General features: G+C 71.9%; 20 protein-coding genes and 3 pseudogenes. 10 read left to right on the top strand and 13 right to left on the bottom strand.

Annotation, left to right across the window (positions count from 1 at the left end):
• Nucleotides 1–34: 34 nt before the first annotated feature.
• The gene (locus tag ABT034_RS08215) at nucleotides 35–667 is read right to left on the bottom strand and encodes a TetR/AcrR family transcriptional regulator (protein ID WP_351212539.1); all 633 of its coding nucleotides are present in this window, start codon (nucleotides 665–667) and stop codon (nucleotides 35–37) included.
• 79 nt (nucleotides 668–746) lie between these two features.
• Between ABT034_RS08215 and ABT034_RS08210 the strand changes: the two genes are divergently transcribed.
• The 5 genes from ABT034_RS08210 to ABT034_RS08190 are packed head-to-tail and all read left to right on the top strand — an operon-like array spanning nucleotide 747 to nucleotide 5,691.
• The gene (locus ABT034_RS08210; RefSeq protein ID WP_351212537.1) at nucleotides 747–2,183 is read left to right on the top strand and encodes a DHA2 family efflux MFS transporter permease subunit; all 1,437 of its coding nucleotides are present in this window, start codon (nucleotides 747–749) and stop codon (nucleotides 2,181–2,183) included.
• Nucleotides 2,180–2,419: an SDR family oxidoreductase gene (locus ABT034_RS08205; RefSeq protein WP_351212535.1), complete on the top strand. Its 240-nt coding sequence runs from the start codon at nucleotides 2,180–2,182 to the stop codon at nucleotides 2,417–2,419. Before ABT034_RS08210 ends, ABT034_RS08205 begins: the two co-directional genes overlap by 4 nt.
• 4 nt (nucleotides 2,420–2,423) lie before the next feature.
• Nucleotides 2,424–3,569: a GDSL-type esterase/lipase family protein gene (locus ABT034_RS08200; protein WP_351212533.1), complete on the top strand. Its 1,146-nt coding sequence runs from the start codon at nucleotides 2,424–2,426 to the stop codon at nucleotides 3,567–3,569.
• 60 nt (nucleotides 3,570–3,629) lie between these two features.
• Nucleotides 3,630–4,721, top strand: a complete 1,092-nt coding sequence (locus tag ABT034_RS08195; protein ID WP_351212531.1) for a YihY/virulence factor BrkB family protein — start codon at nucleotides 3,630–3,632, stop codon at nucleotides 4,719–4,721.
• Nucleotides 4,705–5,691 (top strand): glutathione S-transferase family protein, encoded by a 987-nt coding sequence (locus ABT034_RS08190; RefSeq protein WP_351212529.1) that lies wholly within the window; start codon nucleotides 4,705–4,707, stop codon nucleotides 5,689–5,691. Before ABT034_RS08195 ends, ABT034_RS08190 begins: the two co-directional genes overlap by 17 nt.
• 355 nt (nucleotides 5,692–6,046) lie before the next feature.
• Here the strand turns inward: ABT034_RS08190 and ABT034_RS08185 are convergent, their stop codons facing one another.
• The 3 genes and pseudogenes from ABT034_RS08185 to ABT034_RS08175 form a co-directional block, all read right to left on the bottom strand.
• Nucleotides 6,047–7,276: a PP2C family protein-serine/threonine phosphatase gene (locus tag ABT034_RS08185; protein WP_351212527.1), complete on the bottom strand. Its 1,230-nt coding sequence runs from the start codon at nucleotides 7,274–7,276 to the stop codon at nucleotides 6,047–6,049.
• Between the two features lie 154 nt (nucleotides 7,277–7,430).
• On the bottom strand, nucleotides 7,431–7,574 hold the full coding sequence (locus ABT034_RS08180; protein ID WP_351212525.1) for a hypothetical protein: 144 nt from the start codon (nucleotides 7,572–7,574) through the stop codon (nucleotides 7,431–7,433).
• A 27-nt stretch (nucleotides 7,575–7,601) separates the two neighbouring features.
• Nucleotides 7,602–8,006: pseudogene (locus tag ABT034_RS08175) on the bottom strand (SRPBCC family protein); the annotation flags it as partial.
• An 11-nt stretch (nucleotides 8,007–8,017) separates the two neighbouring features.
• On the opposite strand from ABT034_RS08175, the pseudogene gvpJ reads away from it, so the two are divergent.
• The 3 genes and pseudogenes from gvpJ to ABT034_RS08160 form a co-directional block, all read left to right on the top strand.
• Nucleotides 8,018–8,125, top strand: a pseudogene (gene gvpJ / locus ABT034_RS08170) (gas vesicle protein GvpJ); the annotation flags it as partial.
• Nucleotides 8,126–8,171: 46 nt separating this feature from the next.
• A pseudogene (locus ABT034_RS08165) lies at nucleotides 8,172–8,363 on the top strand (gas vesicle protein); the annotation flags it as partial.
• Between the two features lie 73 nt (nucleotides 8,364–8,436).
• The gene (locus ABT034_RS08160) at nucleotides 8,437–8,769 is read left to right on the top strand and encodes a gas vesicle protein K (protein WP_351212651.1); all 333 of its coding nucleotides are present in this window, start codon (nucleotides 8,437–8,439) and stop codon (nucleotides 8,767–8,769) included.
• Between the two features lie 20 nt (nucleotides 8,770–8,789).
• Here the strand turns inward: ABT034_RS08160 and ABT034_RS08155 are convergent, their stop codons facing one another.
• Complete coding sequence (locus tag ABT034_RS08155) at nucleotides 8,790–9,053, bottom strand: GlsB/YeaQ/YmgE family stress response membrane protein (RefSeq protein WP_351212523.1); 264 nt, start codon at nucleotides 9,051–9,053, stop codon at nucleotides 8,790–8,792.
• Nucleotides 9,054–9,141: 88 nt separating this feature from the next.
• Nucleotides 9,142–10,347 carry an FUSC family protein gene (locus ABT034_RS08150; protein ID WP_351212521.1) on the bottom strand — a complete coding sequence of 402 codons (1,206 nt, stop codon included), beginning with the start codon at nucleotides 10,345–10,347 and terminating at the stop codon, nucleotides 9,142–9,144.
• A 423-nt stretch (nucleotides 10,348–10,770) separates the two neighbouring features.
• On the opposite strand from ABT034_RS08150, the gene ABT034_RS08145 reads away from it, so the two are divergent.
• Nucleotides 10,771–11,253, top strand: coding sequence for a MarR family winged helix-turn-helix transcriptional regulator (locus ABT034_RS08145; protein ID WP_351212519.1), 483 nt, complete (start codon nucleotides 10,771–10,773; stop codon nucleotides 11,251–11,253).
• A 250-nt stretch (nucleotides 11,254–11,503) separates the two neighbouring features.
• Nucleotides 11,504–13,099 (top strand): DHA2 family efflux MFS transporter permease subunit, encoded by a 1,596-nt coding sequence (locus tag ABT034_RS08140; protein WP_351212517.1) that lies wholly within the window; start codon nucleotides 11,504–11,506, stop codon nucleotides 13,097–13,099.
• A gap of 66 nt (nucleotides 13,100–13,165) precedes the next feature.
• Here the strand turns inward: ABT034_RS08140 and ABT034_RS08135 are convergent, their stop codons facing one another.
• The 7 genes from ABT034_RS08135 to ABT034_RS08105 form a co-directional block, all read right to left on the bottom strand.
• A complete protein-coding gene (locus tag ABT034_RS08135; RefSeq protein ID WP_351212515.1) occupies nucleotides 13,166–13,543 on the bottom strand; it encodes a nuclear transport factor 2 family protein in 378 nt (125 codons plus the stop codon).
• Between the two features lie 136 nt (nucleotides 13,544–13,679).
• On the bottom strand, nucleotides 13,680–15,200 hold the full coding sequence (locus ABT034_RS08130) for an alkaline phosphatase family protein (RefSeq protein WP_351212513.1): 1,521 nt from the start codon (nucleotides 15,198–15,200) through the stop codon (nucleotides 13,680–13,682).
• Between the two features lie 221 nt (nucleotides 15,201–15,421).
• Nucleotides 15,422–16,873: an RICIN domain-containing protein gene (locus ABT034_RS08125; protein ID WP_351212511.1), complete on the bottom strand. Its 1,452-nt coding sequence runs from the start codon at nucleotides 16,871–16,873 to the stop codon at nucleotides 15,422–15,424.
• Nucleotides 16,874–17,194: 321 nt separating this feature from the next.
• Nucleotides 17,195–18,343: an ABC transporter substrate-binding protein gene (locus tag ABT034_RS08120; RefSeq protein ID WP_502972834.1), complete on the bottom strand. Its 1,149-nt coding sequence runs from the start codon at nucleotides 18,341–18,343 to the stop codon at nucleotides 17,195–17,197.
• Nucleotides 18,344–18,439: 96 nt separating this feature from the next.
• Nucleotides 18,440–21,208, bottom strand: a complete 2,769-nt coding sequence (locus ABT034_RS08115; RefSeq protein ID WP_351212509.1) for a SpoIIE family protein phosphatase — start codon at nucleotides 21,206–21,208, stop codon at nucleotides 18,440–18,442.
• Nucleotides 21,177–22,001: a DeoR/GlpR family DNA-binding transcription regulator gene (locus ABT034_RS08110; protein WP_351212507.1), complete on the bottom strand. Its 825-nt coding sequence runs from the start codon at nucleotides 21,999–22,001 to the stop codon at nucleotides 21,177–21,179. The genes ABT034_RS08115 and ABT034_RS08110 overlap by 32 nt, the downstream gene beginning before the upstream one ends.
• A gap of 184 nt (nucleotides 22,002–22,185) precedes the next feature.
• Complete coding sequence (locus ABT034_RS08105) at nucleotides 22,186–24,609, bottom strand: RICIN domain-containing protein (RefSeq protein WP_351212505.1); 2,424 nt, start codon at nucleotides 24,607–24,609, stop codon at nucleotides 22,186–22,188.

Genomic DNA, 24,609 nt, shown 5'->3' with positions numbered 1-24,609 from the left:
GGCGCACCGCCGACCGTCCCGCACCGCGTACTCCCTATCGCGTGGAGTCGCCTGCGGTGCCGAAGGCCGCCAGGAAGGTGCGGACGGCGGCGCGGGCGAGCTGACGCAGTTCGGCGTCGTCGAGCTGACGGGTGCCCATCCGGGAGCGTGCCTCCAGCGGGCCGGTGAGCAGGGCGATGAACTGTTCGGCCGCCTGGTCGGGGTCGTCGGCGCGCAGGCGGCCGGCGAGGGCGAGGCGTGCCAGCCGGTCGGCGAGGGCCTGGCCGAGGCGGTGCGGTCCGTGCTCGGCGACGATGTCGACGAGGTCGGGGAACTGGGTGATCTCCGCGTAGAGCAGCCGCCGCAGCGCGCATGAGCGGTCGTCGGTGTGCAGCCGCAGCAGCTTGTGCCCGACGTCCTCCAGGGCGGCACGCAGGTCGCCGGGTTCCTTGAGCGGTTCGAGGGCGGCAAGCCGCTCGTCCAGCTCGACCTGGGCCGCGGCTCGTACGGCCTGCCGGAACAGCGTCGCCTTGTCGTTGAGGTGGTTGTAGACGGTGGGCTTGGCCACCCCCGCCTCGGCGGCGACCTCCTTGACGCATGCCTGGGCGTAACCGCGGCGGGCGAACACGGTGAACGCGCCCTCCAGGATCGCCTGCCGCCGGTCGGCCTGTCCGCGCGTGATGGTCATGGACTCGATTGTACTCACCGGTTCAGGTTCATGAACCCGGTGGTTGCGCATGGTCTAACGGGACCAATAGATTGAACCCATGAGTTCAAAAATCGATGACCACCTCGACCACCGGTTACGGGCGACGATCGGCGTGGTGCTGCTCGGCGGGTTGCTCGGCATCCTCAACAGCTCGATGGCCGCGGTCGCCACCGGCACACTGGCCGCCGCCTTCCGCACCTCGCTGAGCACCGTCGGGTGGGCCTCCACCGGGTTCCTCCTCGCCGTCACCGCCACCATCCCGTTCACCACCTGGGCCGTGGACCGGTTCGGCGGCAGGCGGCTGTGGCTGATCGGCCTGGCGGTGTTCGCGGGAGGCGCGCTCGCGGCAGGGGCCGCGTGGAACGTCGGCAGTCTCATCGCCTTCCGCGCCCTCCAGGGCGTCGGCGCCGGGATCCTCGACCCGCTCGTGCTGATCCTGCTGGCCCGCGCCGCCGGTCCCCGGCGCGCCGGACGCGTCATGGGCCTGATGGGGGTCGTGCTCTCCCTGGGCCCCGTCCTCGGCCCGATCGCCGGCGGCGCCGTCCTGAACGGCCTGTCCTGGCGCTGGATGTTCCTCCTCAGCGTGCCGCTGGGCGCCCTCGCCTACCTCCTCGCGCTGCGCGTGATCCCGGCCGATCCCCCCGCCGATCCGCAGGCGCGCCGACAGCGCCTCGATGTCCTCGGCCTGTCCCTGCTCGCCCCGGGTTTCGCCGCCCTGGTCCTGGCCCTGTCGCAGACGGCCGAACACACCGCGTTCACCGCCTGGCAGGCGCTGTCCCCGCTGGCCGTGGGAGCCGTACTCCTCACCGCGTACTGGCTCCACGCCCGCCGCGCCCGCCGCGTCCCGCCCCTGATCGACACGAGGCTGTTCGCCGGCCGCGGCTTCACCGCCGGCGTGGCCGTCATGGGCCTGGGCGGCCTGGCGAACTTCGCCGCCCTGTTCGTGCTCCCGCTGTACTACGAGCAGGCCCGTGGGCACGGTGTGCTGGCCGCCGGGCTCCTGATCGCTCCGGCCGGGCTCGGCGGCGCCGTCGCCATGCCGCTGGCCGGACGGCTGTCGGACCGGCTCGGCACACGTGCTCTGGCCTCCGGCGGTGCGTTGCTGGCCCTGCTCAGCGCGCTTGCCTTCACCTTCGTCGACGCCCGCACCTCCGAGGCCGTGCCGGTCCTCGCGGCCCTGGCTCTCGGCCTGGGCATGGGCTGTTTCAGCGCGCCCACCATGGGCTCGCTGTACCGCACCCTGCCCGGCCCCCTGGTCGCGCAGGGCAGCTCGGTGCTCTACGTCCTCAACCAGCTCGGCGCGGCCCTGGGCATCGCCCTGGTCACCCTCGTCCTGCAGACGTCCAGCGGCCCGGTCTCCGGCCTCCACGGCGTGTTCTGGCTGGTCGCCGCGATGCTCGCGATCGTGCTCGCCGCCACCCGGCTGCTGCCCGACCACCCCGCGGCCCCGGCCGCCCGGGAAGAACCCGCCCTGCTCGGAAAGGCATCCTCATGACCACGACCGTGATCACCGGTGGCACCGACGGGAGGGGCCGGGCCCTGGCCCGCACCTACCTCGACCGCGGCGACACCGTCGTCATCGTCGGCCGCGACCCCGCCGAAGCGGCCGCCCTCCCCGAAGCCCGTTTCATCCCCGCCGACCTGAGCCTGGTCGCCGAGAACCGGCGCGTCATCGACGCCGCCCGCCTCGATGACCTCACCCGCCGCCTGCTGCGCTCCCGGGAGCTGTGAACCCATGACCGAGACATGGACCGCCGCCTACCGATCCGCCCCCGTCAGCCCGTACGAGCCCACACCGCTCGTCCACCCCTCCCGCGGCTTCGGCGACCAGACCCTCCGTCAGGTCGTCCGCGTCCGCGGCGGCGGCGACCGCCTGCGGGTGCGGCTGAGCAACCTGTACGGCAAGGAACCGCTCGCCCTCGCCCGCATCCGGTGCGCACTCCACGCCACCGGATCCGCGATCGTCCCCGGGACCGACACCCCGGTCACCTTCGGCGGGTCCCCCGAGATACGCATCGACGCCGGGCAGGAGGCCGTCAGCGACGCGGTCGACCTCCCCACGACCGCCGAGACCGACCTGGTGATCAGCACCTATTACGCGACGCCGTGCGAACCGGCCACGTACCACCCCTTCGCCCTGCAGACCGGATACCTCGCCGCCGGCGACGTCACCTCCCACCTCGGGACAGCCCGCCCGGAACAGGTCGAACCCCGCTTCCACCTCACCGGGGTCGACGTCCGCACCCCTCCCGGCCGCCGCGTCGTGGCCGCCTTCGGCGACTCGCTGACCGACGGCGTGGGCACGACGCCCGGAGCCCACCTGCGCTACACCGACCAGCTTGCGCGGCGCGTCGCCTCGGCGGGCCTGTCCCTGATCAACCTGGGCATCGCCGGCAACCGGCTGCTCACCGACGTCTTCGGGGAAAGCGGAACCGCCCGGTTCGACCGTGACGTACTCGCCGCGCCGGGGGTGACCCATCTGATCGTCCAACTCGGACTCAACGACATCTGCCTCCCCTCGACCCAGGGAGCCCGGCCGCCGTCCGTGGACGAACTCGTCGACGGATACACCGCCCTCGCCGAACGCGCCCGGCAGCACGGCCTGACAACGGTCGTCGCGACCATCACCCCGTTCGGCGGCGCCGAAGCGATCAGCCCCGGGTTCGACAATCCCGAGAACGAGGAACTCCGTCGGCGCGTCATCCGGTGGATCCGCACCAGCGGCGAGTTCGATGCGGTCGCCGACCTCGACCGGGCCCTGCGCGACCCGGCGGCTCCGACCGCGCTCGCACCCGCCCATGACAGCGGCGACCACATCCACCCCAACGACGCGGGAGCACTCGCCATGGCCGCCGCGATCGCCGACGCGCTCCCCGACTGACGGGGCGGGGGGGCCGGGCGGTCGTGCGTAGGACCGGCCGGCGGGGGTACCCGCCGGGACATGGCTGATCGGAACACCCCCCATGAACGCCCCGCGGAGGCCGCCGCTCCGGAGCCGGAGGACGTCGGTCCCGGTCCCGGGGTCGAGGAGCGCGCGCCCGACTCGCCGACCGAGCTGCCGGGACGCTCCTGGGTCGCGGTCCTCAAGGGCTCGATACGGGAGTTCGTGTCGGACGAGCTGACGGACCGGGCCGCCGCCCTCACGTACTACGGCGTGCTCGCCCTCTTCCCCGGGCTGCTCGTGCTCGTCTCGCTGCTCGGCGTCAGCGGGCCGTCCACGACGGACAAGGTGATGGACAGCCTGCGCGAGCTGGCTCCCGGACCGGCCCGCGACGTCCTCGGCAAGGCCGTGGAGAACGTACAGGGCGGCACGGGCACGGGCGCCGTCATGGTCGTGGTCGGCCTGGTGCTCGCCCTGTGGTCGGCCTCCGGCTACGTCGGGGCGTTCATGCGCGCCGCCAACCGGATCTACGAGATGCCCGAGGGCCGACCGGTGTGGAAGGTCCTGCCGATCCGGCTGGGAATGACCGCGGCGCTCATGGTCATGGCCGCGGCGAGCGCCCTGATCGTCGTCTTCACCGGCGATGTGGCGCGCCGGGCGGGGGACGTGCTCGGCCTCGGCGACACCGCGCTGACCGTGTGGTCGATCGCCAAGTGGCCGGTGCTCCTCGTGCTCGTGACGATGATGATCGCGCTGCTGTACTGGGCGGCGCCGAACGCCAAGGGCAGGGGCTGGCGGTGGATCACGCCGGGCAGCGCCCTCGCCCTGCTGATCTGGATGGTCGCCTCCGCCGGATTCGCCCTGTACGTGGCCGAGTTCGCGTCGTACAACAAGACCTACGGCACCATGGCCGGTGTCATCGTGTTCCTGATCTGGCTGTGGATCAGCAACCTGGCCGTGCTCCTCGGTCTGGAGTTCGACGCTGAGGCGCTGCGCCAGCGGGCGGTCGCCGGGGGCATGCCGCCGGACCAGGAGCCGTACGTCGAGCCGCGCGACACCCGCTCCTGGAGCGAGGAGGACGTACGCGCCCTGGGTGTCCGGCCGGAGACGGACGAGCAGGACCGGGAGGGGGACGATGGCCGGCGACGGTGAGTACGAACGCGACCGGAACTACCTCACGACGCGGATCACGGCCGACGGCCGGGACGGCTACCCGGTGGAGCCCGGGCGCTACCGGCTGGTCATCGCCCGCGCCTGTCCCTGGGCGAACCGGGCCGCGATCGTGCGGCGGCTCATGGGCCTGGAGGACGTACTGTCCCTGGGCATCGCCGGACCGGTGCACGACGAGCGCAGCTGGTCGTTCCACCTGGACCCGGGCGGCCGGGACCCTGTCCTCGGCATCGAGCGGCTCCAGGAGGCGTTCTTCCGCCGCGAGCCCGGGTACGCGCGCGGGATCACCGTGCCGGCGATCGTCGACGTCCCCACCGGCGAGGTGGTGACCAACGACTTCGCCCGGATCACCCTCGACCTGGGCAGCCAGTGGGCGGCCCATCAGCGGGACGGCGCACCGGACCTCTACCCGGAGCGTTGGCGCGACGAGATCGACGACGTGGCCGAAGCCGTGTACCGGGACGTCAACAACGGCGTCTACCAGTGCGGTTTCGCCGGCGGCCAGAAGGCGTACGACAAGGCGTACCGGAGGCTCTGGGAGCGGCTCGACCTGCTGGAGGAGCGGCTCGCCGGCCGGCGCTACCTGGTCGGCGACACCCTCACGGAGGCCGACGTCCGGCTCTTCACGACCCTCGTGCGTTTCGACGCCGTCTACCACGGCCACTTCAAGTGCAACCGGCAGAAACTCACCGAACTCCCCGCCCTGTGGGGGTACGCGCGGGATCTGTTCCAGACGCCCGGCTTCGGTGACACGATCGACTTCGAGCAGATCAAGACGCATTACTACGTCGTCCACCGCGACCTCAACCCGACCGGCATCGTCCCCCGGGGCCCCGACCCCGCGAACTGGCTCACCGCGCACGGGCGGGAAGCGCTCGGTGGCCGGCCGTTCGGCGACGGCACACCGCCCGGACCGCCTCCGCCGTCCGAACGGGTGCCGTCGCTCGCCTGAGCCGTCGCCCGCCTCAGCCGTCGTGCCTCAGCCGTCGTGCCTCAGCCGGGCCCCTTCAAAAGCCGCTCAGGTCACCGGTTCCGGCCCGGGTCCCGGCGGGGGCAGCGGGCCCGGCTGCGGGAACGGTTCCGGCGGCGGGCCCGGGGTCGGCGGGTCCGGCTCCGGCCGGGGCGGCGCAGGCGGTACGGGGTCAGGACCGCCGGGCCCGGGGACCGGCCCGGGAAGCGGGCCCGGCGTGGGGCCGGGCCCCGGGCCGGGCGCGGGTGTCGGGCTCGGAGGGACGGGATCGTTCGGGGGCGTACTCATGGAGCCTCCTGACGGGTCGTTCGCCGTGGTCTCGCTGTCGAACCGACGCCTACCCGCATACGTCGCGGGCACGCGCGTCCGCGGTCCGGCCGCCCGGCTCCGCGCCGAGGCCGCTCGGGTGCCACTCGGTGAGCAGGATGGTGGCGTCGTCGCGCAGCTTGTGGTCCTGGTGCCGGCGCAGGCCCTGGACCAGGCGCCGCAGGGCTTCGGGGGCGGGATCGCCCGCCGCGGTGGCGCGGATGACGGTGTCGGCGAGCCGTTCCTCGCCGTACAGGTCCCCCTCCGGCGAGCGGGCCTCGGTGACGCCGTCGCTGTAGAGGAGGATCCGGTCCCCGGGCTGGAGCCGCTCGCTGTGCTCGGTCGGCGGTGTCCCGGCCAGGAACCCCCACCCGAGCGGCAGGTCGGGTTCCCGGGCCAGCGTCTGCGGGAGCACCCTGCCCCGGCGGATCAGCAGGGGCGGCGGATGCCCGCAGTTGATCCAGGTCAGGCGTCCGTCGGAGGTGTCCAGATGGGCGACGACGGCGGTCATCAGGCGGTCGGTGAACCACTCGTCCAGGATCCGGTCGATCGAGGTGACGATGTCGGTCAGCGAACCGCCGGAGCGGCGGGTCGCGCGGCAGGCGGCGAGCCCGGCGGCGCTGGCTCCGCCCGAGGCGAGGTCGTGGCCCATGGAGTCGATGACGGTGAGGTGCAGGCCGCTGTCGTCCAGGGTGTGGTCGAAGGTGTCGCCGCCGATGTCGTACGCGGGTTCCAGCACCGCCGACGAGGTGACGTCCGCCGTGCCGATGGTCCGCGGCGGCAGGAACGCCCACAGCAGCTCCGCCTGCACCGTCATCGCCCGCGAGCGCTCCGCCTCGACGAGCAGGTCGCTGTGGGAGGACTTCGACACGACGAGGAGGGCGGCCACACCGGCGAGCGCCCCGGCGCGCCCGAGCACGACGCCGTCCAGGGCCGGCGCGGTCACCATCAGGACGCCGAGGCGTTCGACCCCGTCGATCATCGGCAGCCAGGCGGTGCTGCCGTCCCGCGACCGCTGCACCCGCTGCGTACGGTAGGCCAGGCCCGCCAGAGAGGTGTCGACGTCGAGGGTCGGCTGCCCCACGGCATCGGGCTGGGGCAGTGCGACCAGCCGGATCTGCTGGAGGTCGGCCACGTACATGGCGGTCCCCCGCAGCCCCATGCGTCGGCCCGCGTCCTGGACGAGGCCCGCGAGTTCCCGCCCGGACAACAGATGGGAGCGGGCCACCAGTCCGGCGAGTACATCCTCGTACGTCGACACGCGACCTCCGCGGCTCTCCTCAAGGCGTCTTGCGCCGCGGTGGCGTGGAGCGGCCCGTCGTCCCTCGGGGGGTGGGACTCAGGCTACGCAGACTCGCCGGTGATCGCCTCTCCACGCCACCTGGACCGACGACGGCCCCCGGGGCGGGGTCGGGTCACCGGGCGTGGACCGCCCGGCGCAGCACCCGCCGGAGCACCCGGCGTGCGCCCCACAGCGCCAGCCCCAGGAGCACGCGGCGGGCGACGGCCGGAGGGGTCCAGCGAGCGAGGTACCGACTCCGTCTGAAGGTGGATCCCACGAGAACCTCCTGATGCCGGAAGCGGGCTCAAGCGGCCTGTCGCCGACGTCGGCGGCGAGGCGGGGTCTCGTACTCGTCCTCGTCCTCGGCTTCGCCGTCCTCGTCGCTCTCGTCCTCGTCGCCGTCCTCGTACTCCTCCGCCTCTCCTCCAGCGTAGCCGGAGTCGTTCTCGTCGGCCGGTTCCTCTTCGCCGTCCCGGATCTCGCCGCGCCAGCCCTCCGGCTCGTCGGTGCTCAGCGTGGCGTACCGGAGGAAGTGCTTGAGGTCCAGACGCAGCCGACGGCCCTGGGCCCGCCAGATGTTGCCGGTCTTCTCGAAGAATCCCGACGGGTGGTACTCGACGACGACCACCACGCGGGTCAGCGAAGGGGCCAGCTCATGGAAGCTGACGCATCCGCGGGTGGTTCCCTTGGCGCCCTCGGAGGTCCAGACGGCACCGTCCTGTCTTCGTCCGGGTCTCCGTGGTGGGCATCGAACTCATCAAGATCGACGCGCGCATCGTGGTGGCCAGCGTCGACACCTACCGCCGTACTCGTTCGCCATGCCGGCGGCCGAGGGCACCGCCACCGGCGACCCGGACGTACAGGAGCCGGCGCCATGAGCCTCGCGGAGCAGCGCGAACCGCTACCCGGTCGGCAGGTCGCCCTGGTCGTCCTCCTCGACCGACTCCTCAGCGGCGGAGTGGTGATCACCGGCGACATCGTCCTGTCCATCGCGGACATCGACCTGGTGCGCATATCTCTGCGCGCGCTCATCGTGTCCGTCAGCTCCGAGACGGGCCCTTCGCCAGGGCGGGACGGCGGGCCGCGTGAGTACCGACCCCTCCTCGCGGCGCGACGGCCTCCAGGACGTCGGCGCCGCCATGTCGCGGGCCTTCCGGCTCGCTCAGGCGCCCCCCGCCGCCCACGAGGGCCGACCGGGCCGCCCCGCCCACCGCGTGCGCGCCGACCGCGAGACCGTCGAAGAGGACCTGCTCAGACTCGTCCTCACCGTCGTCGAGCTCCTGCGCCAGCTCATCGAGCGCCAGGCCCTGCGCCGCGTGGACGCGGGGGACCTCACCGACGGGCAGGAGGAGGAGCTCGGGGCGTCCCTCCTCGCCCTCCACGACAGCCTTGCCGACCTGTGTGCCGAGCACGGCTACGCGCTTGAGGACCTCGACCTCGGCCCGCTCGGACCCTTGCTGCCCCGGGACTGAGCGGCCCGCCGGTCGTGGCGTCAGTTCTTGGGGCGGACCACCAGACGGTAGAGGCCCAGGAGGATCAGGGCGCCGACGATCGCGGCGACCCAGGTCGAGATCTCGAAGAAGCCGTCGATGGAGTCGACGCCGAAGATGACCTTGCCGAGCCACCCGCCGAGCAGGCCGCCTGCGATGCCGATGAGGGGGGTGACGATGCAGCCGCCGGGGTCCCGTCCCGGCATCAGGGCCTTCGCGATGACTCCGACGATCAGCCCCATCAGGATCCAGCCGATGATGCCCATGGCGTTCCTCTCCTCTCCAGAGAACCTGTGGCCCTCCGTCTGCCCCGCTATCCCGCGCCGAACCGGGGCGGAGGCGGGTCGGTGGCGCTCAGGCCTCCGCGTGGGCGTGCCGGTCCCGGGGCCTCAGCCGGCGCCGGCGCTCGCGGGTGTGGCGGTCGAGCTCCTCCATGAGGCGTCGGCCGCGGTGCTCGGGGTCCAGCTCGTCGAGGACGCGGTCGATCTCGGTGAGCAGCGCTCCGTAGAGCTGCCAGCGTTCGGGTTCCCGCAGGGCGAGGGCGAGCAGCAGGTCGGCGGCCCCGCCGCGGCAGGCGCGGGCCGCGCGCAGCTCGCCCGCGAGCCGGTCCTCGGCGGCCTCGGACGCCTCGCTGCCGGGGGCCGTGACGAGCACGGCGAAGCTGACGAAGGCGTCGGCGGTGTGCTGCGCGGTCTCCTGGAGGGCGAGGGCGGTCTGACGGGGCAGCAGCTCCTCGCCGTCGCGCTGCTTCGCCAGGTCGGTGAGGGTACGGGTGAGGACGCGCAGGACGACGGCGCAGATCTCCAGGGTGTCGAGCCCCGTGCGCAGCACGATGCGGTGCAGGAGGCCCTCCTTGACGCGCGGATTGAGGCGGAGGCTGTCCTCGGCCGTGCGCAGTGCGCCGTCCACGTCGGCCACGTCGTTGTCGAGCCGTCGAGCCTCGTGGAGCCGCGCGGCGGCCCGCTCGACGGCCGGCGCCTCGGCGAACTCCTCCGCGACGTCGAGCAGCAGCCTCCGCATGCGCCGGGCGAGGTCCTCGATCGACTCCCCCGCCGTGTCCACCCAGAGGGGCGCGGCGAGCACCAGGTTGAAGAGCATCCCGACGGTGGCGCCGATCAGGGTCTCCAGGACGCGGTCCCACGCCGTGTGGGCGACCTGGGTGACGCCGAGCACCAGCATCGCGCTGATGGCGACCTCGGGGACGAACTCCTCGACCTTCACGAGCCGCCCCACGAGGAGGGAGGCGAGGATGATGAGGGCGAGGCTCCACCAGGAGAGGCCGACGAGGACGCTGAACCCGATGGCGATGAGGACGCCGACGACGACGGAGTTGACCCGGCGCAGACTCGTGGTGAGGGTCGAGTAGAGCGTGACCTGCACGACGAGGAGCGCGGTCAGCGGTGCGGTCAGGGGCGCCGCCTCGCTGCTGAGCTGCAGCGCGACGACGTACGAGAGGGTCGCCGCCGCCGTGGACCGTACCGTCTGTACGACGAACGGATCCCGCCGCAGCCGCCGCTCCAGCCGGGCGTACCGGGCGCTCCGGATGCTGCGTTGCGTCACGTGCTACCTCGCTTCGCTCACGGTGTCCCGCTCCACCCGAGCGTGCCACCCCTCCCCCCGCCGCCGGGCCCCGGCACACCGTGCTCTGCCCACCGCCCTCCGTACGGGGCTTACGGGTACCCGCCTGCCCAGGCGTCAGGAACCCACGCCACGGCCGGTTCCGGTCCGGTCAGCACGCCTCGGCGGTGAGGTCCTCGAAGGCTTCGTCATGGTGCCTCGGAGGGTCAGGACCGCTCTGGGTGTCAGCTCCGCGAGTCGGCGGGCTTCGAACCGCACCCAGCCGTTGCAGACGTAGGAGTCGTCGGGATCGGCGAACCCGAGCTCGTACGTACGCGTGTACGTCGGCGGCCAGTCTCGCAGGCGGGAGCGGGGCGAGAGATAGGTATGTTGACATAGCTATCAACGCATACGTAAAGTACCGGCGTGCCCGAGAACAGTGCGTCCGACGAGGACATCCGCCGCGTAGCCTCCGGGCTCGTGGCGTGCCTTCCGGCGCTCTCCCGGGCCGTCGAGCGGCGCGTGGACCTGGACGACACGTACCCCAAGCCCGCCAAGCCGTCCGAGGCGCAGCTCGCGCTGCTGCGGCACGTCGCGTCGTGCGACGGCATCACCGTGCGTGATGCCGCCGAGGCGCTGCTGATGAAGCCCAACAACGTCAGCACGCTGGTCAGGCAGCTGACCGAGCAGGGACTGCTCGAACGCCGGCAGGACCCGGCCGACAAGCGGGTCGCGCACCTGCATCTCACCGCGACCGCGCGGCGTGAGATCGCCGAGGTGGAGCACCTCATGGGCACCCATGTGGCGCGCGCGCTGCGTGCCCTCAGCGACGGCGAGCTGGACGCTCTCGGCTCCGCGCTCGGCGCCCTCGGCTCACTCAACCAGCAGCTTCACCGCCCGTCGCGCTGATCAGGCACGCCGGGCCCTGGCCGCCCGAGCACGCCGGAGCCCGACTGTCCGAGCACGCCGGAGCCCGGCTGTCCGAGCACGCCGGAGCCCGGCTGTCCGGATACGTCGGAGCCTGGCTGCCCGAGTACGTCGGAGCCTGACCCTCTGGACAGCGGCCCTGTGCCCTCGGGCTCCCGCGAGCGCCGACGCTCATGCGCCCCTCGCTCCCCCTCCCAACTCCCCTCCCACACACGCAAGGACCGACCCTGCCATGCCCTCCGCACCCTCAGCCGCTCCGCCGACCCACGCGCCTCCTGCCGCCGCCCCGACCGGCGGCCCACGCTCCAACCCGTGGTTGACCTTGGTCGCCGTGGCGTTCGGATTGTTCATGGTCGGCCTCGACGGTTCGGTCGTCGCCATCGCCAACCCGGAGATCGGGCGCGATCTGGGCGCTTCCACGACCGATCTGCAGTGGGTCACCAACTCCTACCTCCTCGCGCTCGCCGCCGCGCTGATCCTCGGCGGCAAGCTGGGAGACCGGTTCGGCCGCCGCACCTTCTACCTGATCGGCGTCGCCGGGTTCACCCTCGCGTCCGTCGCCATCGGCCTGGCCGGATCCATCGAGGGTGTCATCGCCTTCCGTGCCGTCCAGGGCTTCTTCGGCGCCCTGCTCATGCCGAACACCCTCGCCCTGCTCCGCGCCGTCTTCCCCCCGAGGAAGTTCGGCATGGCCGTCGGGATCTGGGCCATGGTCTCGTCCGTGTCCACGGCTCTCGGGCCGATCGTCGGCGGTCTGCTCGTCGAACGGGTGAACTGGGAGTCCGTGTTCTACATCAACGCCCCCATCGGCGTGCTCGCGCTGGTCTTCAGCATGGCCGTCCTGCCGCAGAGCCGGAACTCCTCCGCCGCGCGGGAGCGGTTCGACCTGGCCGGTGTCGTCCTCCTCGCCGCGGGGCTGCTCGCCGTCGTGTTCGGCGTCGTCAAGGGCGAGACCTGGGGCTGGACTTCGGCCGGGACGCTGGGCGCCATGGCCGCCGGCGTGGCGCTCCTGCTGGTCTTCGGCCGGCACGAGACGCGTGTCGCCTCACCGCTGCTGCCGATGCGTCTGTTCCGGCACCGGGCGCTCGCCATCGGCACGGTCATCACGGCTCTCAACTTCTTCGTCCTGCTCGGCGTGATCTTCTTCGTCATGATCTACCTGCAGAACGTCCGCGGCCTCTCCCCCGTCGAGGCGGGCGTGCGGACGCTGCCGCTGAGCCTGGCGTCGGTTGTCGCGTCACCGCTGGGCGCCGCGCTCACCGAGCGTTTCGGACCCCGGCTCACCATGCCGCTCGGCATGGTCCTCCAGGCAGCCGCGTGCTTCGCGATGCTCGGCTGGAGCCCGGAGTCCTCCCCCGCCGTGATGTGGCCGCCGTTCGTCGCGCTCGGGCTCGGCGTCGGCATGGTGATGGCCTCCTCCTCCGACGCCATCGTGGGCAACGCCCCCGTCAAGGACGGCGGCGTCGCCGGCGGGCTCCAGGCCACCGCCCTCCAGATCGGCGGGGCGCTCGGCACCTCCGTGCTCGTCTCCCTGATCAGCAGCCGCGTCGGTACGACCCTGACCGGCGAGCTCACTTCGGCCGGGGTGCCCGCGCCCGTGGCCACAGGTCTGTACGAGGCCAAGGACGCCGTGGCCATGGGCGTCGCCCCCGTGACCGCCGACATGCCCGCCGCCCTCAGGGACGCCGTCACCGAGGGCAGTCACCAGGCCTTCATGAACGGCGTGCACACCTCGGTGCTCGTCGCGGGGGCGCTGTGCGTCCTCGGTGCTCTGCTCGCCGTCGTCGGGGTACGACGCCGGGGCCCCGGGACCGAGACCCTGGGGTGAACTCCCCTGTCGCGCAGGGCTTTTCAGGTCGCGGTCAGCACCAGTGGCCTGAACAGGCTCTGCGCCTCAGGCGTCCGGCACAGGGGTGGCCTGGTGGTAGTACATACGCCACCCGGATTCCTCATCCGTCTTCCGCCAGAGGGAGCTCCTCCGGGCTCGTCGGCCGTCGAGCACGGTTTCGAACGTCAGATGCACGATCCCCGGCGCCAGTACGGTGCCCGTCATCTCGGTGGGCACGTACTGCGGGCCGTCGTCGGACGCCCCCTGCATGAGCGGCAGCGCCGAGAGCATCGACCGGCGGTCCCACCGACGCCCCGAGGCACCCACTTCCACGAACTCCGGATCGAGGAGTTGATCCGCCAAGGCCCGGGATGACCGCCCGGCCGGACTCAGCAACCGCAACTCCCGCTCGATGACCTCGGCCACACTGCTTTCCACGTCCATGGGAGCATCCTGCCTCGGCTGACCTGGTCATTCGCAAGCGAATTGAGGCCAGCGCACGTCAACCACCCGGCCGGGAGGAGCAGGGCACCGGCGAGACGCCGCGCGCCCGCCGGTGCCCCACGCCTCAGGTGGGTGGTCAGGAGGTGACGTTCACCTGGTCGACCGTCCAGAACGCGCTGTTGGTGCCCGTGTAGCGGAAGCGCAGCTGGGCGGTGGTGGCGCCGGCCGGGACGGCGACGGTGAGCTTCTCGTAGGCGTTGCGGTCCGCGCGGTAGGACTGCAGCAGCTGCGGCGCGCCGCCGTCGAAGGAGACGTAGACGTCACCGGTCTGCGAGCCGTCCACCTTGTAGTTCGTGGCGTACGAGACGGTCGCCGACGCGCCGCCGGTCACGGCGAAGGCCGGGCTGACGAGGGTGGAGTCGAACTGCCCGGCGCCGTGGGTCTTGTCGGCCCACTCGTCGGAGTCGGCGACGGCGAAGACGTCACGCGCCCGGACGTTGGTCTCGCGGCTCTGGCCCAGGTCGCTGTTGGTCCAGAACTCGTCGGTCGCGAAGGACCAGCCGCGCCACTCGGTGACACCGCCGGTGGGCATGGCCGAGTTGTCGATGGTCCAGCCGGCGGGCGCGGTGGTCGTCCAGCCCTTGAGGGTGGAGGGCAGGGCGAGTTCGTCGACCCGGGTGTTCAGGGAGGGGCGCAGGGCGTCGAAGGCGTCGGGGGTCAGGGTGCTGATCGCCTTGCCGTCGAGCTGCCACGCCGGGTCGGGGCTGATCCCGAAGTGGGAGAGGACGGTCGGGGCGATGTCAGTGACCTTGACGTCGTGGCGGACCGAGCCCGGGGTGAAGCCGGTGCCCTTGGCGATGACGAACGACTGCCGCTCGCCCGGGGAGTTGCCGCCGTGGCCTCCGCCCGGGAGGTGGCCGTGGTCGGCGGTGACGATGATCTGCCAGTCCTCGTTCGCGTAGGTGGCGCGGGAGGCGACGGCGTCGAGGATCTGGCCGATCTGGGTGTCGGCGGTGGCGAGGGCCGTGAGGTAGGCGCGGTGCTCGGTGCCGTAGTAGTGGCCGGCGCCGTCGACCTCGTCGAGGTGGACGAAGGTGGCGTCCGCGTCGGTGGTCTTCAGCTTCGAGACGGCGGTCGACGTGGTGTCGGCGTCGCTGAGACCACCGAGGCGGGTGTCGACGGCGGGGCCGAAGACGGTGTCGCGGATCGGGCTCCAGGTGCCGACGACCAGGGTGTCGAACGCGGGGTCGGCGCTCTCCAGGCGGGTGGCGTAGTCGGGGTAGAGGTCGTAGCGGGCGCCGGCGAAGCTGTTGTCGATCACCTTGTGCTTGTCGGGCCAGGCGCCGGTGGCGATGCTCGACCAGCCGGGGCCCGAGGAGGTGGGGGCCATCGGGTTCGCGTACAGGTTGCTGGTGGCGGTCATCCCGCCCGCCATGAGGCCCTTGACCTTCGGCATCTTCGCCTTCTCGAACTTGGCGAAGGTCGCGCCGTCGACGCCGATCACCAGCGACTTGGGGGTCTTGGCGGCCGCGGTGGCGAGGGAGGGCAGCTCCTCCTTCTTGCCCGCGGCGTCGGCGTGGGCGGCCGCGGCGAGCGGCAGCACGGCTGCCGCGGCGGTGACCGCGAGGGCGGCGCGAAGGGAACGGGACAGGTGCACGGGATCTCCTTGGGAGGACCTGTTGGGGGGGTGCACGGCCGTCGCGGCCGGGCGTTGATGAGCCTGCGCCCGACCGAGGATCAACAGATTTACACAAAGTCCCTCGCAGGTGAACAGCCAGCGACGTCTGGTTCAGACCCGTTATCTTCTCGTGATGCCAAATGCAGGAGGGCGCCCCTCCACCGCGAGGGTGGAGGGGCGCCCTGGAGGGAGTGCCACCGTCAGACGATGGTCCGCTCCCACTGCTGGTTCTGACCGCCGTTGCAGGTCCACTGGTCGAGCGCCGCGCCGTCGGCGTACGAGTACTCCGCGACGTCCAGGCACTTGCCGCTGTGCCGCGCGACCAGCTGGCTGTGGCCGGCGTCGCCCGAGGGCTCGACCTTCCAGTGCTGGGACTTCGCGGTGCCGCAGGTCTTCTGGACGACCACGGCGCCGTCGTCCATGGAGGCGCCGTCGACCTCAAGGCACTTGCCGCTGTTGCGGGCCATGATCTGGACGTAGCCGCTGGTGCCCACGTTCTTGAACCAGTACTGCTGGTTGAGGTCCCCGCCGCAGCCCCACTGGAGGATCCGGGCGCCGTCGGCGGAGTCGAAGTTGGAGACGTCGGCGCACTTGCCGCTGCTCCGGACCGACAGCGTCTCCCAGATCACGTTCATGCCGGTGACCTTTCCGGCCGCCGCGTCGATCGTGACCTTGGGCGAGTAGTCCATGGTCATGGTGGTCTTGGTCGGGAACTTCAGCGGGAGCCAGACGTACTGGGAGTCGTTGACCATTCCGCCCATCGAGTTGCCCCAGCGGTCACCCATGTAGAGGTAGCTCGTCCCGCTGGTGCCCTGCACCGGGAGGACGTAGGCCGTCTGGCTGCGGTACGTGGTGGAGTTGCCGATGTCCTTCAGACCGCTCCAAGTGCCGGTGATGCTGGTGGCGGTGGCGTACTTCTGCTGGTTGGGGGCCCAGCCCGTGGCGCCGGAGGTGAGCAGAAAGTAGACGCCGTTGCGCTTGAACATCGCGGGAGCCTCCCGCGACACCCCCGCCCACAGCTTCTTCACCTGCTTGTCGATGCCGGTGTAGTCGGCGGTGAGGCGGTAGACGTGCAGGTCGGCGTTCTCGTTGGCCGCCGAGATCATGTAGCCGGTGCCGTCGGTGTCGACGAAGGCCGTGATGTCACGCGACATGTGGCCCTCGGGGCGGAAGCTGCCGCGCCAGGAGTAGTCACCGTCGACGGTGTCCGACACGGCGACGGCCGCGCGGGCCTCGCTGTAGTCCGTCGCGCTGCCCTCCTTGTGCATCCACATCACGAACTGGCCGGTGGCCTCGTTGTGGATGACCTTGGGCCGCTCGATGTTGGCGCCCGCGAGCTCCGGGTCCGTCTCCTGCTTGAGGACGTGGTTGCGGAACTCCCATGTCTTCAGGTCGGTGGAGCGGTAGGCGGAGACGTAACGGAAGCTGTTGTCGGCGTTGCGGTTCTCGCCGAACCAGTAGTAGTACTCGCCGACCTTGACGACCCCGCCGCCGTGGGCGTGGACCGGGTTGCCCTCCGGGTCGGTGAACTGGGTGGCGTTGGCGATGCTCGCCGGGGCCGCCTGGGCGGTGCCCGTGGCGCCCACGAGGGACAGGAGGAGAGCGGACAGAGCGGCGACGACCGCTGTTGCCCCTGTTCTTCTACGCGACATGACACGTACCTCTTGCTGTGCGGAACCTTCACGTCCGTTTCGCGCGCTCGCGGCGGTCCGGACGTGACTGTGAGGGGTGGGGAGAGTGACTGCGTACGGAGGAGGACGTACGCGAAGGCGACGGCCGACCGGGCCCTCGTTGTGCGGAGGTGATGGTCGGGATGTCGCGGCCCGTACACGGAGAAGGGGGTGGCCGCCGTGTTACGGCGACGTGTCACTTCTTCATGTTTACGTTAACGCGGGGTGTTGGGAGAGAGTCTGAAAGCCCGGCGGGTGTCTGTCAAGAGCCCGCTGTCGCCCCTGGCGCCCCAGCGGGCCCGCTCACCCCTCGATGGCCTTGGTCCAGTTGGCCTCGACGACCTGGAGCGCCTTGTTCAGCTGCGCGTCGGTGGGGAAGACCGGCGTGGCGCCCTCGATGGTCGGCAGCCGTGCGGCCTTCTCCTCGTCGAGCGTCCCGTCCTTCGCCATCACGTCCATGAGGACGGGGCGGGCGTAGCCGCCGAGGCGCAGGTTCTGGCCGTCCGTGCCGGCGAGGTACTCCTGCCACAGCCGGGCCGCGGCCGGGTGCGGGGCGTACTTGTTGATCGCCTGGGCGTAGTACTGCGAGAAGCTGCCGTCGAAGGGGATGGACACCTTCCAGCGCACGTCGGTGCCCCTCAGCTCGTCGACGTGCCGGAGGTTGAGGAAGTCCCACTCGATGCTGATCGGCGTCTCACCGCGGTTGATCGCCTCCGGGTTGGGGTTGCCGCGGTTGTAGTTGCCGACGTCGTCGAGCTTCGCGAAGAAGTCGATGCCCGGCTGGATGTCGTCGAACGAGCCGCCGTTGGCCAGGGCGGCCGCGTACACACCGGCGAAGGCCGACCCGGCCGTCGTCGGGTTGCCGTTGAGCGCGACCATGCCCCGGTACTCGGGCTTGAGGAGATCGGCGAAGGAGACGGGGCAGACCTGCACCCGGGTCTCGTCGCAGCCGATGGAGACATAGCCGCCGTAGCTGTTGACCCAGTCGCCGTCGGGGTCCTTCTGGTTCGGCGGGATCCTGTCCCAGTCGGCGACCCGGTAGGGGGCGAGCAGGCCCTCGCGGGCGGCGGACTGGGCGAAGGCGTCGCCGAGGTCGAGCACGTCGGGGGCGCTCGCCTTGCCGCGGTTCCGCTTGATGTCGTCGATCTCCTGCTGGCTTGAGCCGAACGGGTTGCTGTTGACGATCTTGATGCCGTACTTCTTCTCGAAGCCGTCCATCAGGCCGCCGTAGTTCGCCCAGTGGCGCAGCAGGGTCGTCGTGTGGAGGGTTCCCTCCTTCTTCGCCGCCTTGACCAGCGCGTCCATACCGCCGGCCTCCTCCGCGGAGGAGGCGACGGACGGGGACACCACCCGTACCGGCTTGCTCTCCTCCCCGCAGGCACCGAGACCCAGCGCCACGGCGCAGAGGCAGGCGGCGAGAGCGACGGCGTGCTTCCTGGGAGGTCCGACCACGGCGTCTCCACAAGGGCGAGGGGCAACGGCGGGGGTGTTCACCAGCCTACTCGGGCCTCCCCGTGGTGTCCGTGCGGACCGCGCCCGCCACGGCCCTCACAGCTCCACGTCGTCCCACTGGCTGAGGATGTCGTCCTCCCCCAGCTGGTCCGGGTCGGGCCCCGCGCCGGGGCCGGTCGCCTGGGCGGCCCAGATGGTCTTGCCCCGGGGTGAGTAGCGGGTGCCCCACTTCTCGGCGTACTGGGCGACGAGGAAGAGGCCGCGGCCTCCCTCGTCGGTGTCGCTGGCGCGCCGGATGTGCGGGGAGGTACTGCTTCCGTCGGAGACCTCGCAGATCAGGGAGCTGCTGTGCAGGAGCCGCACCCGGATGGGCTCGATGCCGTAGCGGACGGCGTTGGTGATGAGTTCGCTGAGGATGAGTTCGGTGCCGAAGGCGATGTCCTCGAGGCCCCATTCGGCCAGTCTGCGGGCGCAGGCGTTGCGGACCGGCCCGACGGCCGCCGGGTCGCGCGGTACGTCCCATTCGGCGACCCGGTCGGGGTCGAGGCGGCGGACGCGCGCCACGAGGAGTGCGACGTCGTCGCCCGATCCGGCGGGCAGCATCGTGTCGATGACGGCGGCGCAGGTCTCCTCGGGTGTGCGCTCGGGCCCGGTCAGGGCGGCGCGGAGGGCGTCGAGGCTGGCGTCGAGGTCCCGGCTGCGGTCCTCCAGGAGGCCGTCGGTGTAGAGCACGAGCCGGGAGCCCTCGGGCAGGGTCGTCCGGATCGTCTCGACGGGCATGCCGGCGCCGAGGCCGAGGGGCGGGGAGACGGGGGCCGCGAGGAACTCCACGCTTCCGTCGGGGCTGACGACCGCCGGCGGCAGGTGGCCGGCGGTGGCGGCGGTGACCTCGCCGGAGACGGAGTCGTAGACGACGCAGAGGCAGGTGGCCCCGGTGATCATCTCGCCGCCGTTCTCGGTCGACTCGTCCTGGACGTCGATGAGGGCCACGAGCTCGTCCAGGTGCCCGATCAGGTCGTCCGGCGAGAGGTCGAGGGCCGAGAAGTTGTGTACGGCGATGCGCAGCCGGCCCATGGTGGCGGCGGCGTGCAGGCCGTGGCCGACGACGTCGCCGACGACGAGCGCGACCCGGGCGCCGGGCAGCGGGATGACGTCGAACCAGTCGCCGCCGACGCCGGACTCCGCGGGCAGGTAGCGGGAGGCCACGTCGAGAGCCGCGTCCTCGGGGAGGCTGCGCGGCATCAGGCTGCGTTGCAGGGTGACGGCCATCGCGTGCTCGCGGGTGTAGCGGCGGGCGTTGTCGATGGAGACCGCGGCCCTGCTCGCCAGCTCCTCGGCGAAGGAGAGGTCCTCGTCGGAGAACGGTGTGGAGTCGTCCGCGCGCCAGAAGTTCGCGACGCCCAGGACCACGCCTCGCGCGCGCAGCGGTACGACCGCCAGCGAGTGGATGCCGTAGTGGAGGATCCGACCGGCGCGTTCCTCGTCCTGGGCGCGCCATCCGGGTGAGGAGGCGAGGTCGGCCACCACGACGGAGCGGCCCTCGCTGACGCTGGTCTCCACCGGCGATCCGGGCACGAAGCGGATCAGCTCTCCGGAGGGGTAGAGGGGGTGGTCCTCGGTGAGTCCCGCGACGGCCGCCCGGCGCAGCTCGGTGCTCGCCCCGGCCGGTTCCTCGCCGCGCAGGACGGGGTCCAGGAGTTCGACGGTGACGGCGTCCGCGAACCCGGCGACCGCCACCTCCGCCAGTTCCTCGGCGGTACGCACGACGTCCAGGGTCGAGCCGATGCGTACCCCGGCGTCGTAGAGCAGGGTGAGCCGCTCCCGTGCCACCTCGGCCCGCCCGGAGAGGGAGCGCAGCTCGGTGGTGTCGCGCAGGGTCACCACGCTGCCCTGCTGGCCGCCGAGGGGCAGGGTGACGCGTTTGTTGAGGGCGAGGAGCCGGTCCGCCGCCAGGTGCACCTCGTCGGTGGCGATGCGGTCCGATTCCAGGAGGGCGGCGAGGGAGGCGTCGAGGCCGAGGTCGGTGACGCGGCGGCCCTCGGCGTCCGCGGGCAGGTCGAGGAGCCGGCGCGCCTCGTCGTTGGCGAGGAGCAGCCGGTGGTCGCGTCCGGTGATGAGCACGCCCTCGCGGACGGCGTGCAGGACCGCGTCGTGGTGTTCGTACATCCGGGTCATCTCCGCCGGGCCCAGGCCGTGGGTCTGGCGGCGGAGGCGGCGGCTCACCAGGCCCGTGCCGAGGGCGACGAGGGCGAGGGCGCCGGCCGCGCTGCCCAGGAAGACGGGCAGCTGCTGGTCGACCGAGTCCTGGACCTTCTCGACCGTCACCGCCGCGGACACGATGGCGACCACCTCTCCCCTGGCGTCCCTGACGGGGGCCGCCGAGACCACGGAGAGGCCCAGGGCGCCCTGGAAGGTACGGGTGAAGGGCCGGCCCGCCGCCGCCTCGGCGTACGGACCGATGACGTGCTTGCCGAGCTGGGTGGGGTCGCTGTGGGTGAGGGTGATCCCGTCGAGTTCGTACACGATCAGGGCGTCGATGCCGGCGGCCTTGCGCGCGCCTTCGGCGAGGGGCTGGAGTACGACCGTCGGGAAGTCGTCCCGCAGTGCCTCCACGAGGCCCGGGGCGTGCGCGAACGACTGGGCGGCGGCGACGGTCCGGTGCCGGGCGTCGGTCATGGTGTCGCGGCGTGCCTGCACGACGATGGCCACGACCGCGGCGGCGACGAGGAGGATCACGAGCACCAGCTGGAGGAGGAAGACCTCGCGGGCGACGCTGCGCGTGGTCAGCCAGGATCCGATGCGCCTCGGACCCCGGGCGGGGCCTGCGCGCGGATCACCTCGCTCCTGGCCCGTTTCTCCGCTCATGTTCCATATTGTCGGCCAGGACCAGCCGTCCCACCTCGCGGCTCAGGACCGACCGGGCCTCCTCGCCGAGGGCGTCGTCCGAGACGAAGTAGTCGATCTCGGAGAGTGCGGCGAACCGGCTGAGGCCGACCACACCCCACTTGGTGTGGTCCGCGACCACGGCGACCTGCGTCGCGGAGTCGATGAGCGCCCGGTTGGTCTGCGCCTCCGCGAGGTTCGGAGAGGTGACGCCGGCGCGCTCCGACACCCCGTGGGCGCCCATGATCACGAGGTCGACCTGGAGCGAGCGGATCGCCTGGTCGGCCAGCGGGCCCACGAGCGACGCCGACCTCGTCGGGGCGCCGCCGGTCAGGAGCACCGTCGGGGCGCCCACGTCCGGCTCCTCGGCGAATCCGCGCAGCAGCTCGGCGACGGGCAGCGAGTTGGTGACCACGGTGAGACCGGGGGTGTAGCGGAGTCCGGACGCCACCGCGAAGGCGGTGGTGCCGCCGGAGACGGCGACGACGCTGCCCGGCTTCACGAGGGCGGCGGCCGCCGTGGCCACGGCGGCCTTGGCCCTGGACTCCAGGTTGGTCTTGGCCTCGAAGCCGGGTTCCTCGCCGGTGGTGGTCGTGGAGGTCGCGACGGCTCCGCCGTGCACCTTCTCCAGGGAGCCGGACCTGGCCAGCGCCTCCAGGTCCCGCCGGATGGTCATGTCCGAGACCCCGAGGCGCTCCACGAGGTGGGCCACCCGCACGGCGCCTTCACGGCGTACGAGGTCGAGGATCACCGCTCGTCGCTGAAGCGCCAGCACCGGATCCCCCGTCCCCGTGTCGTCCGTCTCGGGTGGGAACGGGTCGACGTGAAGCCCACCGAAGCCATCACATTCGAACAGGATACATTCCTCCGTCTGAGGGGGTGGCGGGCGCCACCCTGCCGGGTCCACGCGGCCAGGCCGGCCCGGAGGCCGGGTGGCTTCCGGGCCGGCCCGGGGGCCGCTAGGACAGGGTGATCTGCTGGTTGGGGGCCGTGCCGCAGGTGTACTGGACGACCTCGGCGCCGTCCGCCGTGGAGAGGCCGCTCACGTCCAGGCACTTGCCGCTGTGGCGGGCCAGGAGGGTGACGAAGCCGTCGGCGGACCTGTGCACCGACCACTGCTGGTTGGTGCCGCCGTTGCAGGCGTACTGGAAGGCGATCGCGCCGTCGGCGGTCGACTCGTTGGTGACGTCGAGGCACCGGCCGCTGTGCCGGGCGACGACGTTGACGTAGCCGCCGCCGGTGGGACGCAGGGACCACTGCTGGTTGGTCGCGCCGCCGCAGGTGTACTGGACGACCTGCGCGCCGTCCGCGAGGGAGGCTCCGGTCACGTCCAGGCACTTGCCGCTGTGCCGCATGCGCAGGGGGGCCCAGGTGTCGGCCGCGACGGAACGGAAGGTCCAGGACTGGTTGGATCCGGTGGTGGGACGGTAGACGCCGACGGGCGCGCCGTCGCTCGTGGACTCGCCTGCGACGTCGAGGAGTTTGCCGCTTGCGCTGTTGACGAGGGTGTGGTGGCCGTCGCCGGTGGTGGACAGCATCCACTTCTGTTCGGCGGAGGTGCCCGAGGTCACCAGGGCGAGGCCGTCGCCCTGGGCCGCGAGCGCCTTGCCGTTGGCGACGCTCGTGATGCGGTAGGCCGCGGTGTTGCCCCAGTCGGCCGAGGCGAGCTTGGTGAACCTCCACTGCTGCGAGGTGGTGCCGGGGCTTGAGGTGCGCTGGACCAGGGAGGTCTGGCCGTTGCTCGTGGCGACGGCCAGGGCCTTGCCGCTGTTGTCGTTGAGCAGCTGGCGCGGGGCGCCGGTGGGAGCGGTGGTGTCGGAGATGTTCACGCCCGTCGCGGCGGGGAGGACGAACGTCGTGACGGAGCCCGCGCCCACGGTGGCGGTGAGCGTCTTGCCCGCGGGGGTGAGGTCGGTCTCGCGCTGGAGGTTCTTGGTGCCGTCGGTGGTGTAGCGCTGGACGGCGCCCGTACCGACGTTCTGGAACCCGCCGAGGTTCAGGGTGAGCCGCTGGGGCTCGCCGGTGGGGTTGGTGTGGACGACGACCGCGCCCTGGCCGGCCGGCCGCAGGGCGGCGAAGGTGTCGGCGTTGTCGGTGTTGATGACGCGGGCGCCCGGACGGACGAACTTGGTGTAGTTCGCCATCGCCCAGTACTTCTTGTTCTTGCGGATCGGCTCGGTGGCCGCGTCGGCCGGGGTGAAGTCGGTCTGGATGAGGCCCCAGTTGGAGTTCTCGCGGCCCGGCGTCATGTTCTCGTAGTCCTCGACGGCCTGCCACAGGACCCAGGCGCGGGGCTCCAGCTCACGGAAGTCCTCGTTGACGCGCTGGGTGAGGTCGAGGGCGGGGCTCATGTCGGTGAAGCTCTGTCCGACGCTGCCGCCGAGGTCCACCTCGGACATCCACAGCGGGGTGGCCGTCCCCTTGGCTATGTCACGGACTCCGGTACGGCCGCCGGTGCTGTACGTGTGGGTGTTGAGCTGGCCGAGCGCGGCCTTGGTCGCCGTGTCGTAGGTGTCCCAGTTGGTGCGGAACGTGTTCGGGTTGGTCTCGTCCATGGCGGCGATGCGCGTGGAGACGCCGTCGGCGTTCAGCTTGGCGCGCATGGTGGTGAACATGCGTGCCTGGGAGGCGGGATCCCAGTGCGAGCCTTCCTGCCGGCCGCCCGCGCCCCAGTAGTTCGTGTTGGGTTCGTTGATGGGCGACAGGGTGTCGAAGGTGACACCGGTGGCGTCCTGCGCGCGCTTCATGGCGCCGGAGAGGTACGCGGCGAACCGCTCGTACTGGTCCGAGCGGAGGTTGTCGTGCCAGGCGTTCCAGTTGCCCGAGACGAGACCGCTGTGGGTCATGAAGTAGGGCGCGGAGTTGGAGAAGGCCTCGAACTTGTCGGCGCCGCGCGCCTTGGCGGCGGTGAGCCACCAGCGCTGGTTGGCGTCGGCGTTCGGGTTCCAGTGGGCGGGGTTGCCCGGGTCCCACCAGTCGGGGGACTCGGGCCCGGGGCGGTTCCACCAGCCGGGGACGGCGCCGCCGGCCCGCATGTAGGGGGTGGTCTCGGGGCTGTCCCCGCCGCCGATGTTGTAGCGGGCGATGGTGAAGCCGAGGCCGTCGGAGCCGTAGAGGGCGTCGGCGAGCGCGTCGCGCTGGGCCTCCGGCCAGCCGCCGGTCACGTTGGCGAACCAGGCGAGTGCGGTGCCCCAGCCCTGGAACGGCTGCTGCTGGTAGCTCGGGTCGGGGCGGACGGTCACCGCCTGCCCTTCGCCCTCGGCCGCCACGGAGGTCATCGGCGTGAGGCCGGTGGCGAGGAGCGCGGCCACGGCGGCGGTTCCCAGGACCGCGCCGCTCCTGCGCACACGGGTCGGGGCCGGTCGTTCACGGGTGGAACGCAT

The sequence above is a fragment of the Streptomyces sp. NPDC002773 genome (assembly GCF_040295605.1).
Taxonomy (GTDB): Bacteria; Actinomycetota; Actinomycetes; order Streptomycetales; family Streptomycetaceae; genus Streptomyces.
The sequence above is the reverse complement of the archived record's forward strand: the minus strand, read 5'-3'. Positions and strand labels throughout refer to the sequence as shown.